This is a genomic window from Sinorhizobium sojae CCBAU 05684 (assembly GCF_002288525.1).
Taxonomy (GTDB): Bacteria; Pseudomonadota; Alphaproteobacteria; order Rhizobiales; family Rhizobiaceae; genus Sinorhizobium; species Sinorhizobium sojae.
Genome location: NZ_CP023068.1, coordinates 1283371 through 1296903, shown reverse-complemented (window position 1 = coordinate 1296903; position 13533 = coordinate 1283371). Strand labels below are relative to the sequence as shown.

13 protein-coding genes and 1 pseudogene are annotated in these 13533 nt (G+C 59.6%); 5 read left to right on the top strand and 9 right to left on the bottom strand.

Going from position 1 to position 13533, the window contains the following annotated elements:
• The first annotated feature begins 73 nt into the window (after nt 1-73).
• Nucleotides 74-1570, top strand: a complete 1497-nt coding sequence (locus SJ05684_RS23640; protein ID WP_034859249.1) for an NAD-dependent succinate-semialdehyde dehydrogenase — start codon at nt 74-76, stop codon at nt 1568-1570.
• Between the two features lie 317 nt (nt 1571-1887).
• Here the strand turns inward: SJ05684_RS23640 and SJ05684_RS23635 are convergent.
• Nucleotides 1888-2080 (bottom strand): annotated as a pseudogene (locus tag SJ05684_RS23635) (WGR domain-containing protein).
• 956 nt (nt 2081-3036) lie between these two features.
• On the opposite strand from SJ05684_RS23635, the gene SJ05684_RS23630 reads away from it, so the two are divergent.
• A complete protein-coding gene (locus SJ05684_RS23630; protein ID WP_014330863.1) occupies nt 3037-3270 on the top strand; it encodes a DUF6429 family protein in 234 nt (77 codons plus the stop codon).
• Here SJ05684_RS23630 and tnpC read toward each other — a convergent pair.
• From tnpC to tnpA, 3 genes are read right to left on the bottom strand one after another with little or no spacing between them, the layout of a single operon-like run.
• Nucleotides 3251-4951: an IS66 family transposase gene (tnpC, locus tag SJ05684_RS23625; protein WP_014330862.1), complete on the bottom strand. Its 1701-nt coding sequence runs from the start codon at nt 4949-4951 to the stop codon at nt 3251-3253. The two genes, SJ05684_RS23630 and tnpC, sit on opposite strands and share 20 nt — an antisense overlap.
• A 45-nt stretch (nt 4952-4996) precedes the next feature.
• Nucleotides 4997-5335 (bottom strand): IS66 family insertion sequence element accessory protein TnpB, encoded by a 339-nt coding sequence (gene tnpB / locus SJ05684_RS23620; protein WP_080577875.1) that lies wholly within the window; start codon nt 5333-5335, stop codon nt 4997-4999.
• Between the two features lie 11 nt (nt 5336-5346).
• Nucleotides 5347-5718 (bottom strand): IS66-like element accessory protein TnpA, encoded by a 372-nt coding sequence (gene tnpA, locus SJ05684_RS23615; RefSeq protein WP_014330860.1) that lies wholly within the window; start codon nt 5716-5718, stop codon nt 5347-5349.
• Between the two features lie 78 nt (nt 5719-5796).
• Between tnpA and SJ05684_RS23610 the strand changes: the two genes are divergently transcribed.
• Nucleotides 5797-6099: a hypothetical protein gene (locus SJ05684_RS23610; RefSeq protein WP_034858250.1), complete on the top strand. Its 303-nt coding sequence runs from the start codon at nt 5797-5799 to the stop codon at nt 6097-6099.
• 187 nt (nt 6100-6286) lie between these two features.
• Here the strand turns inward: SJ05684_RS23610 and SJ05684_RS23605 are convergent, their stop codons facing one another.
• Together SJ05684_RS23605 and SJ05684_RS29780 are read right to left on the bottom strand one after the other, a co-directional pair.
• Nucleotides 6287-8053 (bottom strand): adenylate/guanylate cyclase domain-containing protein, encoded by a 1767-nt coding sequence (locus SJ05684_RS23605; protein WP_034858248.1) that lies wholly within the window; start codon nt 8051-8053, stop codon nt 6287-6289.
• Nucleotides 8054-8186: 133 nt separating this feature from the next.
• Nucleotides 8187-8426, bottom strand: coding sequence for a hypothetical protein (locus tag SJ05684_RS29780; RefSeq protein WP_157212006.1), 240 nt, complete (start codon nt 8424-8426; stop codon nt 8187-8189).
• Between the two features lie 106 nt (nt 8427-8532).
• Between SJ05684_RS29780 and SJ05684_RS30860 the strand changes: the two genes are divergently transcribed.
• Complete coding sequence (locus tag SJ05684_RS30860) at nt 8533-8658, top strand: hypothetical protein (RefSeq protein ID WP_280109817.1); 126 nt, start codon at nt 8533-8535, stop codon at nt 8656-8658.
• A gap of 495 nt (nt 8659-9153) precedes the next feature.
• Here the strand turns inward: SJ05684_RS30860 and SJ05684_RS23590 are convergent, their stop codons facing one another.
• Nucleotides 9154-10155 (bottom strand): alpha/beta hydrolase, encoded by a 1002-nt coding sequence (locus tag SJ05684_RS23590; protein WP_034858241.1) that lies wholly within the window; start codon nt 10153-10155, stop codon nt 9154-9156.
• 61 nt (nt 10156-10216) lie between these two features.
• Nucleotides 10217-11014, bottom strand: coding sequence for an alpha/beta fold hydrolase (locus SJ05684_RS23585; RefSeq protein WP_034858238.1), 798 nt, complete (start codon nt 11012-11014; stop codon nt 10217-10219).
• 125 nt (nt 11015-11139) lie between these two features.
• Here SJ05684_RS23585 and SJ05684_RS23580 point away from each other — a divergent pair, with 125 nt between their 5' ends.
• The gene (locus SJ05684_RS23580; RefSeq protein ID WP_034858237.1) at nt 11140-12075 is read left to right on the top strand and encodes a LysR family transcriptional regulator; all 936 of its coding nucleotides are present in this window, start codon (nt 11140-11142) and stop codon (nt 12073-12075) included.
• 172 nt (nt 12076-12247) lie between these two features.
• Here the strand turns inward: SJ05684_RS23580 and SJ05684_RS23575 are convergent, their stop codons facing one another.
• Nucleotides 12248-13213: an MBL fold metallo-hydrolase gene (locus tag SJ05684_RS23575; RefSeq protein WP_034858234.1), complete on the bottom strand. Its 966-nt coding sequence runs from the start codon at nt 13211-13213 to the stop codon at nt 12248-12250.
• Between the last annotated feature and the right edge of the window lie 320 nt (nt 13214-13533).

Genomic DNA, 13533 nt, shown 5'->3' with positions numbered 1-13533 from the left:
ATATTGACACCAAATGCAAAACCAATCTTATATTGATCGCAATCAAACCTGATTGGTAGCGAAGGTGCTGAACGTGAAACCAACTCTCGCGCAAGAAACAACGCCGCTTGTCTCTCCGGCCTCGGCTGCCGTGGTCCGCGGCGCTCCTACGCAACTGTTCATCGGCGGCGAATGGGTCTCTGCAAAAGAGGACCGCACCTTTGAGGTGGTCGATCCCTCGACCGCAGGTGTGATCGCCACCGTCTCCAATGGCGACATCGCCGATGGAATATCCGCGGTCGACGCGGCGGAAAAGGCCTCTGCGGCTTGGAAGGCAACCTCGCCACGACGTCGCTCGGACGTTTTGATGAGGTGCTTTCACCTTGTGCTCGAACAAGCGGAATGGTTGGCGCAACTGATCACCGTCGAAAACGGCAAGGCACTTGCGGACGCCAGGTCGGAGGTTGCCTACGCTGCCGAGTTTTTCCGCTGGTACGCGGAAGAAGCTGTACGGGCCCCAGGCGAATTCGGATCTGCACCTTCGGGCGCCAATCAGATCATTGTGAACCACGAGCCGATTGGTATCGCCGTATTGGTGACGCCCTGGAACTTCCCGGCAGCAATGGCGACACGGAAGATCGCTCCCGCATTGGCCGCGGGCTGTACATGCATCCTGAAGCCCGCAGCGGAGACCCCGCTGACGGCGCTGGCAATCGGCGAAATTATGCGGCAGGCAGGCGTTCCGGCCGGGGTGGTCAACATCGTGACAACGAAGAAGGCCGGCCCCGTGGTCGGCGCCATGCTGCATGACAAGCGGGTACGGAAGTTGTCGTTTACTGGCTCGACTGGCGTCGGCCGGACACTGCTTCGCGAGGCTGCGGACCAGGTTGTCAGCTGCTCAATGGAACTGGGCGGCAATGCGCCCTTCATTGTATTCGACGATGCCGACCTGGAGACGGCTGTCGCTGGAGCAATGGTTGCCAAGATGCGCAATGGCGGCGAGGCCTGCACTGCTGCGAACCGCTTCTATGTCCAGAAGGGGATTCTGGCGGACTTCACGCGGCGGTTCGCGGAAGAGATGGCCGCACTCAAGGTCGGACCAGGACTTGTTCCGAGCACGCAGCTCGGGCCACTGATCACCGAGGCCGCGGTCGCTAAGGTGGAACGCCTGGTCGACGATGCCGTTGCCAAGGGAGCCCGACTGGTTACTGGTGGCAGCCGGTTGAACGGCGACGGCTTCTATTATCCGCCTACCGTATTGGCAGACGTTTCTCCCGATGCCGAGATTCTTGGCGAAGAAATCTTCGGGCCGGTTGCGCCAATCATTGCATTTGAGACGGAAGACGAGGTCGTCCAGATGGCCAACGACACCGAATATGGACTGGTATCATATGTGTTCAGCGGGGACCTCAAGCGGGCACTTGCGGTCGCCGGACGGCTGGAAAGTGGCATGGTTGGAATCAACCGAGGCGTCGTCTCCGACGCTGCCGCACCGTTCGGCGGCATGAAGCAGAGCGGTCTGGGCCGCGAGGGAAGCCACCACGGCATGCTCGAATATCTCGAAACAAAATACATCGCGGCAAGCTGGTAGGCACCAGGGCAATTCGCGCAGGTATTGGCTCCACAGTCTTGTGTAGGGCCGGGGAAGTCTTCTGCTCAACACAGCGTCGGCACTTTCCAGTGCAGGAAGTCCGCCGTTGCGACGTCGCGCCCAATACCGGGCCTCGAAGACCGTCACCTCCTTGCCCAATGATTAGGAAGCTAACGCATGGAACTACCGCTGCTTAAAAATGAGGAAGTGAGCAGATAAAATCTGCATGAACGAAGTCATGGGTACGGTGGAAGGAGCATAACAAGCCCGTGGCGCGCGCCTCTCTAGTTATTTCGCCCCGAGCAGGAACCGACCCCTTAATGCCTTTTCGTGATCCGGTAGCCGCGCGCTCGCTTCTGGCGAACCAGGAAAAGGAAGCGACCTATCGCTTGACGGTCTCAATAGATGGACACGCTTCTGGCTGCGGGTGCCGATACGGCCCCAACGGCGGACGAGCGCCGAGCCACCCAAGAGATCCGGCTCGATCGATATCTCATAAAAGCGTGCCATGTTTCTGGTTGCATCGATGCGCTGAACATAAAGGCGGAACCAATGCTGGGTCGTGGCCAAGATTTGGCCGGACAAAGCTCAGGGCGTCCAACGACATTTATGAATCGATCAGCTCTGATCGATTCAAGATGTTGATGGACGGTGACGTGTCTGTCCGTCATCCGTCGAAAGCGTGAGCCGAAGAAGCCGACGAGCGGCGCGGCGAAACAGATCGCACGCTGTAGCGCTCGGCGTCTGGCCGATTACCAGTCAGGTGCCGCAGGGCGCAGCCATTCGGCGGCGACAAGAAGGAGTTCCGACCCGCTCCCGTTTTCCACTCCGCCTTTGGCGGAGCGACGCAGGCGAAGGCCTGAACGCGCTTTCCATTGCGCCGAAGAGAAGGCCGAAGCCTGTGGTAAACGGGAGTGGGGCGGCGGCCGTTTCGCAACCTTTTGCAACAGGGCATTCCAACCACGCCGCCATACGGGACCGGCGCCGTTGCTTCGGGTCGCGCTTGCGCCGCTCACCCTCCGCCGCGTCCCCTTGCGGATTGCGAGCGCGGTCCAGACAAGGCGGGTCCCAGGCTCCTTTGCGTTGCAGCCCCTCCGGTTTCTTGTTTCTTGCGCTTCTGCCGGACAGCGCCTTGCCATCTATGGCCTGCCCGCGCCAGCCTTCGTAGAAGGCCCGTGTTGGCCATGACGGCGGCGACCGACGCCGCCCGGCCTTTCACGCTGCGTCCTTCGGGACAGAGCGACGAAAGGAGAAAATCATGGGACTCGACATGTACGCCTGCAGCCTTCGCGAACCGCCCGCCACGCCGGTCGACTTTGAAGTGGAAGAGGCCGCGACGGCGCTCCACTAATGGCGCAAGCATCCGAACCTTCACGGCTGGATGGAACGGCTCTACCGCGAGAAGGGCGGTATCCATCCGAGCAGGGCCGCGGGATTTTGGGCGCCGCGCGTGGTAACGTCGGTCCATGGAGATCGATGAGGACAAGATCGACGATGCCGTTTTGGCGCTGTTATGGCTGACGCTGCATAACGAGCGTTGTGCCTGGAAAGGCTTCGACTGGGCAACGACGGATAGGCTTCACAAGAAGGGCATGATCGGCGACCCAGTCAACAAGTCGAAGTCATTGATCCTGACCGATGAAGGCTTGGAGCGTTCGGAAGCGTTGTTCCGGGAGCTGTTTACGCGGCCGCCGCAATAGCCGTCCCTTTGTGTGTCTTCCATTGCCAAGGCAGCAGTTCGTGCAGGCGGGAGACGGGAAGATCGGCGATGCGGGCGAACACATCGGCGAGCCACGCCTTTGGGTCGACGTCGTTGAGACGGCAGGTCGTGATGACGGAGAGCATGATGGCGGCACGATCGGCGCCACGCTGGGAACCGGCAAAGGTCCAGTTTCGACGCCCGAGTGCAATACCTCTCAGAGCGCGCTCGGCGGCATTGTTCGTGAGACAAATCCGGCCATCTTCGAGGAAACGGGCAAAACCATCCCACCGCTTCAGCATGTAATCGATCGGCTCGATCGCCTCGGACGATTTGCTGAGCATGGCGCGCTCCCGTTTTAGCCACTCGTGCATGTCATCGAACAGCGGCTTGCTCTTTTCCTGCCGCGCGGCCAGTCGTTCTTCGGCGCTCAATCCATTGATCTCGCGCTCGATCTCAAACAACGCATCGTACCGTTGGACGGCCTCCAGGGCGATCGGCGAGATCGGCTTGCCTTTGCGTTTGCGGTCGCGGGCATTTTTCTGGATGTCGGCCAGTTCAAAGAATTTGCGCCGCGCATGCGCATGACAAAAGGCGAAGGTGATCGGTACCGCTTTCTTTTCGGCGACACTGAGCGGCTCGAAGCCATTGTAACAATCACTCTGCAGAATGCCGCCATACCCGGCCAGGTGCTTCTGCGGATGCTCGCCGCGGCGGTCGCTCGAAGCATAGTATATGGCCGCCGGCGCTGCCGCTCCGCCGTAGGGCCGGTCATCGCACACGTAGGTCCATATGCGCCCGGTCGTGCATTTGTCTTTGGCCTGAATGGGAATGGTGGTGTCGTCGCCAAAAAGGCGCTCGGCCGCGAAGACATGCGCCTCGATCAGATCAAAGATCGGCAGGAGCGCGGCCGTTCCATACCCGACCTGGTCGGCCAGCGTCGAGGTCGAAAGCTCGATGCCCTCGCATTTGAACCGGGTGCTCTGGCGGTTCAGCGGACTATGCATGCCGAACTTATCGAACAGGATCGTCGCCAGCAGATGAGGACCGATGAAGCCGCGCGGCGTGGCATGGAACGGCGCCGGCGGCTGGCTGATCGCTTCGCAGTCACGGCAGGTAAATTTCTCCCGCACCGTCTCGATCACTTTGAACCGGCGCGGAACCTCCTCGAGCGTCTCAGTGACGTCCTCGCCCAGTTTCGACAGGCGCGACCCGCCGCAGCATGCACAGGTGACTGGGGGATCGATCACCACGCGCTCGCGTTCGATATCCTCCGGCCACGGCTTTCGGACCGGCCGTTTGCGCGTGAACGAACGCACGCTCGAGGTCTTGGCGGCAGCCGCCTGCGCTGCGGCTTCATCCTCCGTCGCTGCCATCACCAGTTCTTCGAGCTGCAATTCCATCTGGTCGATCAGGCGCGCCGTGCGCTCGGATCGCCGGCCGCGCAGTTCGCGCTTCAGCTTTTCGATCGCCAGCTCCAGACTGGCAATCAAGGCCTCACTGTCCGACAGCATGGCCTGCGCATTGGCGGCTTGCGCCACCGCAATGTCCCGCTCGGCGACGACGGTATCGCGCTCGGCAACAACGACATCACGTTCAGCCTGTAACATCTCACGCTCGGAAAGCAGCGCCAGATAGGCGCTCGCAAGGTCCGCAGGAAGGTCCACAGGCTTCGAAGTCATGAAGCCATTCGATCAGATTCACTCAATATTTTCAATGCAATAATGCTATCCGACCCGTGTCGGACGCCAGGTTTCCTGCGGATTGCGCCAGTCGATCCCGGACAACAAATAAGACAATTGCGCCGGTGAGATCGCTACCGCGCCGCCCTCCATATTCGGCCAGATGAACCGGCCCTTCTCCAGCCGCCGGGTAAAAAGGCAGGCGCCCAGACCATCATGCCAGATGATCTTCAAAATATCCGATCTGCGGCCCCTGAAGACGAAGAGATGCCCTGACAACGGATCACGTTTCAGAACCTCCTGCACCCGAAGCGCCAGGGAGGGAAAGCCACAGCGCATGTCCGTATACCCCGTTGAAAGCCAGACCTTGACGCCTGTTCCCATCGGAAACGGATTCACCGCAGCGCCTCCAGTCCGCGCATGATCCGAAGCAGCGCTTCAACGTCGACATCGCGGTCCACGATCACACGGCGACCATTCGCGCTGACAACCTCCATCCGGCCGGCGTTCGGCAATGACCCTGCTGCCGGCTCTACCTCTGGAACAAGCAGCGCCGGGACAAAGCCGCCCACAGGCGACGCAACATCCAGTTGCCACGCTCGTGCGAGCCGGCGCCATTCATATAACTGCGAACGCGATATACCATGTCGCCGCGCCGTCGTCGCACACAAGCCAGGTTCCAAATAACTCTCCGCGACAATCTGGAGCTTCATCTCTTTGCTAAAACGACGACGCCGACCCGTGTCGACAATCTCAACTCGATCCATAGCCGCACTGTCCTTTTTGACGTCAATAAGGACAGTCAGTGCCAAATCCGACAATTCCTACAAGGCGGCCCACCTCGGATGCGTACGAAGGGCGGCACGCACGCGAATTTCAATTGCATCAATCTTCAGCTATCCGCCGACGATCTCGATCGCCTGGAAACGGCGATCCGCGATCGCACCCTGCCGGCGACTGAAGGCTTCTTCTTCGGTGTGTCCGATGGCAGCGTTTTAGTATGCCGCCCCTTCAGCGGTTACTATGCACCAATTGAAGCAATTTGGAGCACGCTTCTCGGAAGAATCACAGCGATTTACTCTACGCCGATTTTCGAGTGCTCCACTATCAAATTAAGTGCAACGGTCGCGGTGCCATTATCAAATTAAGTGCTCAATCTCAAATTACGGGCAAAGCTAAGCCTCTGAAATCACTTATCACGGGTCTTTCAATTAACTGCAAAGCGACATGTGCTTCTCGCGTGAACCAGTACGTGAGCGCCCGTCCATTTATGTCGACAATCAAATGCCCAAACTGCCAAGGGGAAGTTCTGAGCAACTTGCGACATTGCCCATCCTAGAGACGCTTCTCTCCCGGGGGGAGCCCCTGCTCGATCAACCTGTCGAGGTAGTCGCAGTAAGGACTGCCTTCATAGAATGGGTGGGCCGCCTCTCGGACGTATTCCGCATTTAGGTTTGGAAATTTCTTCAAAGCATCAGAGATCCAGATCCTCACTTCATCGGTATTGCCCGCCCTGAGGGCGAGCAACGCTGCCCCAATGAATGGATAATAGGTTGTGCGTTCGAAGGACGCGCCTTCCCGTAGATGCATCCGGGCCGTTGAGAGGTCATCGGGCTCGCCTCTTAGCATCAGGCCAATACCGAAAAGTGTCTTGAACGCAAACATAGACGGATCGTGAGGACTGAGATCGATGGCATTTTGTGCGGCTCTAATCGTCGTATCGGCGTCCCTGAGCCGCACGGCTGCCATTCCATGTGCAAAGTGAAGAAACGCGTAGTTGGGATTTAATGCAAGGCCCTGTTCAGCGACAGGCATGGCCTCAGCCGCTCGCCCGTCCACCGTAAGAAGGAGCGACATCATCGCGTACGCGATATCGCTCCGCCTGTCGATTTCTAAGGCCTTCGTGGCGAACGATAGTCCTTCCTTGATAGCGACAGGCACGTCTGCGGCACGCCCCCAAAGGACGAGTGCGTATCGGTGACGAGCTAAATAGGCGTAGGGAAGTGCGAAATTCGGATCGTGTTCGAGCGCTTGTCGAAGGAACTTCTCGGCAGTGGCTTGAGAACCTGCTTCGAAGGAAAGCAATTCAGCAAGGCCGCGGTGACAAAGTTCCCAAGCAGTAAGGTTGTCCGTGGATTTGGCGAGGGCGAGGCCCCGTTCGTGCGCTCCCAGTTCTGGTTCGATGCCCGCGATAATCCGGCGCGTTATCTCATCCTGCACATCAAAAAAATCGGCGATCGGACGATCCCACCGCTCGGCCCAGATGTGTGCTCCGGACAGCGCGTCGATTAGCTGTACAGTGATCCTCAACCGATCACCTGACCGCCGAACCGATCCTTCCACGACATAGCGCACACCAAGTTCCCGGGCGATCTTGCGTACGTCCTTGGCTGTTCCCTTGTAGGCGAAAGTCGAGTTGCGAGCGATCACGAACAACCATCGAAAGCGACCTAGTTCCGTGATGACGTCTTCGACCAGTCCGTCGACAAAGAAGTCCTGATCGGGCGTGGCAGAAAAATTCTGGAATGGGAGAACCGCGATCGAAGCACGTTCCTGGCCAGAGAGCCGAACCGGGCTGGGCGCCGTGCCGTCCACCTCGACCTGCCACACATCAATTGGTTCGGGGATGTTCTTAACGGACTGTGGCCCGAGCCACGTCATCCCAGCCTCTATCTTGCCTTGCACATGATCGTAGGTTGCACGAGATATGCAGATGCCTCCGGCGGGTGCGATGGTTTCCAAACGCGCAGTGATGTTGACGCAGTCGCCGAGGATGTCGTCCCCATCGATCACCACGTCTCCCAGATGAATACCGATCCGGAAGCGCAGACGTCGGTCTTCCCCTTGAGAAGACTCGCGCGAGATCAAGTTGCGCTGCATTAGAAGAGCCGCTCTTACCGCCAACACTGGCGATGGGAAATCGACTAGGAGCCCGTCGCCCATGGTTTTGACGATGCGGCCACCGCCTTCCATAATCGCCGGGTCAATCACGTAGGTTCGCGCATCGCGCAGCCGCGAAATGGTGCCTTCCTCGTCCGCCGCCATGAGGCGAGAATAGCCGACCAAATCGGCAGCCATTATTGTGGTAAGACGACGTTCCACGGTTGCCCCTCCGCCAAGAGAATACAGTATCGCCTGATAAGCAAATGCGAAAGCGCTCTTGAACCGCGCCAATCAGGATAGGAACGAAAAATCCAGAGCGAATGCGCTGATGTCGCACCGAAGGGATCCGCTTCTACGCTTCTTTCTCGTTCCGATCGAGGGAAGGTTTCATCAGGTCGCTGATCCTGAACCGCTCTTCTTCCATGTGCTGCAAACAATCAGCCGGCCCCGGGTGTCGCGGGCGATTTAAATGTTCAGGGGCCGCGCTTGCACGGTTGATATGTTCCGTCCGTTTCACCGCCTCCGAGTTCTTGAGGTCCGACAATTTAATCTTGAAGGGCTTCTTGCTTTTGACCGGCTCTTCTTCGTTCACTGAATTCCCCTATGGCGTGTGCTGATGCAGACGCCTGTTAATAAAGGTGTATTCCTCGACGCATCTCAAGCCGCACTACAAGGTAGTGTAGCTACGCCCGCACGCGATGACGCAGGCGTTCGTACAATCGGACTTCTGCTTTCTGAAGCAGCTCTACGACGACAGCGAACGGCTGGCGATCAACGTGGGTCGCCCAGCCGCCTTCGCACTGGGGCAGCGAGAGCATATCTGATTGACGAGCAGGCGAAGATCATCGCAGGAATACTTCCCATTCCATTCTCTATGAGATCGATGCGTCCGACATACGGCCGGCCAATTACGATTCTGAGTGCTTATGTGGGCGCACAGCTCATCCGGCGCCTGGGGTCGCCTTGTCGGGTTGCCGGTGCGAATCCACCCGGTTCAGTAAGCCGGCTGCTTGTCGAGCTTGATGATGGCCGCTTCAAACTGCGCCGACGGAACCTCGCTTACTAGGCGACAAAGGCAGCATGACGTGCTTTGGCGCGAGGTCTTCGCCTTCGAGAAGGCGCTCCAGCAGATCGGCTCAACAATATCCCAGGCGGCTGGAAGCTGCAGTTCGCGCACCGGACTCGGCCCGCCGAAGGATTCAAGGCTGGGGTTGGGCAAGCGCCTCCCGTTATCAAATCCCAGAGCATTTAGTCCTGGCAAAAAAATTGGCCGGAGACAGCGAGGTCGTCCGGCCGGATCAGGTATTCAATCCCACGTTTTATTCCGCGAACGCGGTACGCAGTGCGGTGCTTGCCTGGGCAATCGCGGCCTTGGCGGGCGCGCTGTCGGCAAGGGCGTTCAGCATCACGAAATCATGAATGGTCCCGATATACCGCGTCGATGTGACGGCGACGCCGGCCTGCAGCAGCTTGCGGGCATAAGCCTCGCCCTCGTCGCGAAGCAGATCGTTCTCCGCAACGATCACCGTCGCGCTCGGCAACCCCTCGAGCTGCTCTACCGTTGCCTTCAGCGGGAAGGCCAGCACATCGTTCCGGTACTCGTCGGGGAAGTTCGCTTCCAGGAAATAGTCCATTGCCTTGCGGGTCAGGAACGGCCCCTCTACAAATGCCCGGTAGGACGCGTTGTCCGAGATATCGTCGGTGACCGGGTAGAACAACACCTGATGAAGGATCCTGGGGCCTTGCCGCTGCTTGGAAAGCAGCGTGACGGCTGCCGCCATGTTGCCGCCTGCGCTGTCGCCGGCAACGGCAATGCGGGCGGCATCGAGGTCGAGCGCCTCGGCATGCTTGCCGACATATTCGAGCGCAGCATAGGCCTGCTCGTTGTTTTCGGGATACTTCACATCAGGGGCATTGTCGTATTCGACAAAGACGACCGCAGCGTGGGCTTGGGCCGACAGTTCGCGGATCAGATGATCATGCGTGTTCCGATCGCCCATGACCCAGCCGCCCCCGTGAAAGTACATGACGGCGGGCAGTAAGCCGCGCGCATGTTCCGGGCGGACGATGCGCACGCGCACCTTGCCGGTCGGGCCGATCGGCCAGACTTCGTCCTTGATGACCGTAGCGGGGATCGCCACAGTGGAGCTCTGCACGGATGAAAGTACCTGGCGCGCCTCTTCATAAGGCAAGGTGTAAAGTGGGGTGGCCTTGGCGGCCGCAGTGGCAAAAGCCTGGGCGTGCGGTTCGAGAACCGGAGCAGCGAGTGCTGCGGTGGAGGCGAATGCGGACAGAACCGCCGTAGCAAATACCTTATTCATGTCATCGCTCCTTCATTCGTATTGTGTTGATCGACTTCGTTGGATGATTGCTCTGTGGACTTCAGGCGGCTTTCATGCTCGCGGACGGGTCTACCGAGCCGGGCTTGGCTGCGCCGTGTGCCGCGCGGTCGATGACGCCGGCAACCGCCGAGGGCTGGGTGAGGAACACGACATGGCTGCCTGCCAGTTCGGTCGTGTCGGCACCGATGCGCCGGGCCGTGCTGCGAAGAAGCTTGGGGGCAATTGCCCCGTCCTCGGTCGCCACAACGTACCAGCTCGGCTTGACCTTCCACGCCACCTTGCTGACCTTTGCCTCGAGCGCCTTCATCGCGATCGGAACCTGGGCGTCGCGAAGGAATGCGCCGTCGCTTTCGCTGGTGTCGGCGGCAAAGCCTGCATGAAACGTCTCCGATTTGAGATAGGCGAAGCCGTCCGGCTGAACGTCGGGCTCAAAGTTGGGCGGCGGTGGCACTTCGCCGTATTGGTCAAGGGTGGACTGACCGAGGTCAGGCGCGAAGGCGGCCACATAGACGAGGCCGGCGACCTGGGGATCGTCACCCGCCTCGGTGATCACCGTGCCGCCGTAGGAGTGTCCGACGAGGATGACCGGGCCATTCTGCCGCGCGATGACGCGGCGAGTGGCGGCCACGTCGTCCTCGAACGAGGTCAGCGGGTTCTGGACGATGGCGACCGTGTAGCCGCCGGCGGTCAACTCGTCGTATACGCCACGCCAGCCTGAACCATCGGCGAAGGCCCCGTGCACGAGGACGACGTTCTTCACCCGCTCGGTGCCGTCTCTTGAGGGGTTCTCGGCAGTGCTTGCGTTGATATCGGGACTGGTCCCGTTCAGGTTTGCCATTTCTTTTCTCCTTCTGTCTTCATCCCGATTGGGACAATCGACAGATAGAAGAAATGAGGTGGCTTGATTATCTGGCGAAATCGGTCTTCATTGTCCCGAATTTAAGGACAATGCGAGGAGAGCATATGCTGCGCGACTTCAGCGATACGGTGGCATTCGTAAAGGTCGTGCAGGAGGGCAGTTTCACCGGCGCGGCGCGGGCACTGCGAACGCCGAAGACGCGGATCAGCCGCAAGGTACAGGAATTGGAGGCGCGGTTGGGGGCCCAGCTTCTCCACAGGACAACGCGCAGCCTCAAGCTCACCGAGGCTGGTGCGATCTACTTTCAGCACTGCGAGGGTCTGGTCAAGGATATCGAAGATGCCGAAAGCGCCGTGGCCGAGCTTCAACAACATCCCAAGGGCTGGCTCAGGATCACATCTCCGTACTGGTTGTCGACGCGCATTCTAGCGCCGGTGCTCAGCGAATTCCGAAGGTTTTACCCCGATGTCTATCCGCAGTTGCTTCTGGCCCATGAGGTGCTGGATGTCGTTGCCAAGGAGATCGATATCGCGCTTCGGCTCTGGGATGGACCTTTGCCGGATTCCTCGCTCAGTGCCCGCCGGCTTGGTGATCTGCCAATGGGCATATATGCGGCTCCTGCCTATCTTGACCGGCACACAGCCCCTTCGGACCCGGCAGAGCTCATCAATCATGCCTGCCTGCTGACACAGTTCTATTACGACAAGCCGGTCCATGCCTGGCCTCTGACGCGCGAGGGGCAGCGCAACGAGTTCCCGGTCCGCCCCGTTGCGGTGGCCAGCGATCCTGAAGGGTTGCACGGCTTTCTGTTGGCCGGCGAGGGTCTTCACATGACCAATCATGTCCGCGTCAGGGCGGATGTCGCCGCGGGACGTCTCGTCCGCGTCCTCCCCGAATGGTCCGGGCCGGCCCCCACGCTTTACGCGATGAGGGCCGGCGGACGTATCCAGCCGCCAAAGGTCAGGGCATTCCTCGACTTTCTGGTGCCGCGGCTGAACCTCACAGAGATCCGCAATGAGAATGTGGCCGCTTCGCATTGATCGGCGTCTGCTGGAGGGGCATGACGAAGTGGGGGCTTTTCGTTCCGGGTTGCCGCACTCAGTTGGGTCGCACGCGGCCTCGTGTGCCCCTAATGTCAAGGCTGGCGATTGGTGCCGCTCAGATATGAAACCGGCGCAACGGACTCCGCTCGTTGCGCCAGGATGGTCGCCCTCAAGAGGCATAGTTGACAGGAACCCAGTCGAAATTTGTCGCGTCGCGGCGAACATGGCCGATGCCGGGAAAGGCAATGTGAGCGCCGGCCACCAGGTATTTGCCATCGGCGGCATGCTCGAAGGCTGCGGCTCTCGCACGAACGGCCTCGGCCTGGTCCGTATCGAACTGGATCGCCACGCCCGGCTCGTCGAACTGCAGCACGTTTCCATGGGTGATGTCGCCCCAGAAAACGATCTTGTCGCCTGCGCTTTCGACGACGACCGAGCTGTGTCCCGGCGTGTGCCCGGCCCGCAGGATCGAGCCGACGCCCGGCAAGATTCCCGCATTATCGGCAAAGGTCCGAATTCTGCCGGCCTCGGCATAGGGCTTCAGGCTCGCATGCGCCTCGACGAAATGGCTCGGCGGCACATTGGCCGGTCGACTCTCCACAGGCGTTGTCATCCAGAAATCGTATTCGCGCTTGTTGACGTAGACAGTCGCGTTGGCGAACACCGGCTTGCCTTCGATCGTCAGCCCGCCGGAATGGTCTGTGTGGATATGGGTCAGGATGATGTCGTCAACCTGGTCCGCTTTGTAGCCGGCTGCCTCGAGATTGGCGACGAGCTTGCCGAGCGCACCATCGAGGTAGGTGCCCGTACCAGCGTCGATCAGCACCAACCTGTCCCCTGTGTTGACGAGGAAGGCGTTGACCGATGTATCTGTCGGCGTGCCCATGAATGCCGCGCCCAGCGCTTTCCGCGCTTCGTCGGCGTCCGTATTTGTGTAAAGTTCCGGGAGAGACAAAGGAATTGTACCGTCCGAAAGCGCCGTCAGTTCGAAGCGACCCAGCTTCATTCTGTAGAAGCCGGGAGCCTGGGAAGGTCGAAAAGGTGCCTTTGCAAAGACCGGGTTGAACCCGCCCGATACCGATCCGGCTGCGAAAAGCGCTGCTGCGCTCTTGATGAGTCCTCTACGAGTGAGCATGCAGTTCTCCGATGTTTGAAGTTTCGTCCACCGTTTCCGTGTTGATGGCCAACTGGTGTACGTAGGAACCTAATCGGGAACAGATGGTCACAGTAGGCTATGAATATGAGCCAAATTGTCTCGGAAAAAGATACAATAGGCATGAGCCAGTCGCATCAGATGTGGGGTTGCAGTGTCCCCAATTGCGATTGGCACAGCACCGACAGATTTTCCAAGGACGAAGCTGCCAAGACAGGTGAACGTCCGCTTCGCGCCCCATCACGGACAACTTAGCGGCACCGGCGCGGCAGCTATGGTCGAGGGCAGCCGTAGGGGAAAAT

Coding starts and splice junctions, on each gene's coding strand:
- tnpA (WP_014330860.1), bottom strand. CDS start 5,718: ATGGATCGAGTTGAGATTGTCGACACGGGTCGGCGTCGTCGTTTTAGC.
- tnpC (WP_014330862.1), bottom strand. CDS start 4,951: ATGACTTCGAAGCCTGTGGACCTTCCTGCGGACCTTGCGAGCGCCTAT.
- SJ05684_RS23610 (WP_034858250.1), top strand. CDS start 5,797: ATGCGTACGAAGGGCGGCACGCACGCGAATTTCAATTGCATCAATCTT.
- SJ05684_RS23590 (WP_034858241.1), bottom strand. CDS start 10,155: ATGAATAAGGTATTTGCTACGGCGGTTCTGTCCGCATTCGCCTCCACC.
- SJ05684_RS23580 (WP_034858237.1), top strand. CDS start 11,140: ATGCTGCGCGACTTCAGCGATACGGTGGCATTCGTAAAGGTCGTGCAG.
- SJ05684_RS23585 (WP_034858238.1), bottom strand. CDS start 11,014: ATGGCAAACCTGAACGGGACCAGTCCCGATATCAACGCAAGCACTGCC.
- SJ05684_RS23575 (WP_034858234.1), bottom strand. CDS start 13,213: ATGCTCACTCGTAGAGGACTCATCAAGAGCGCAGCAGCGCTTTTCGCA.
- SJ05684_RS23630 (WP_014330863.1), top strand. CDS start 3,037: ATGGAGATCGATGAGGACAAGATCGACGATGCCGTTTTGGCGCTGTTA.
- tnpB (WP_080577875.1), bottom strand. CDS start 5,335: ATGGGAACAGGCGTCAAGGTCTGGCTTTCAACGGGGTATACGGACATG.
- SJ05684_RS30860 (WP_280109817.1), top strand. CDS start 8,533: ATGACGCAGGCGTTCGTACAATCGGACTTCTGCTTTCTGAAGCAGCTC.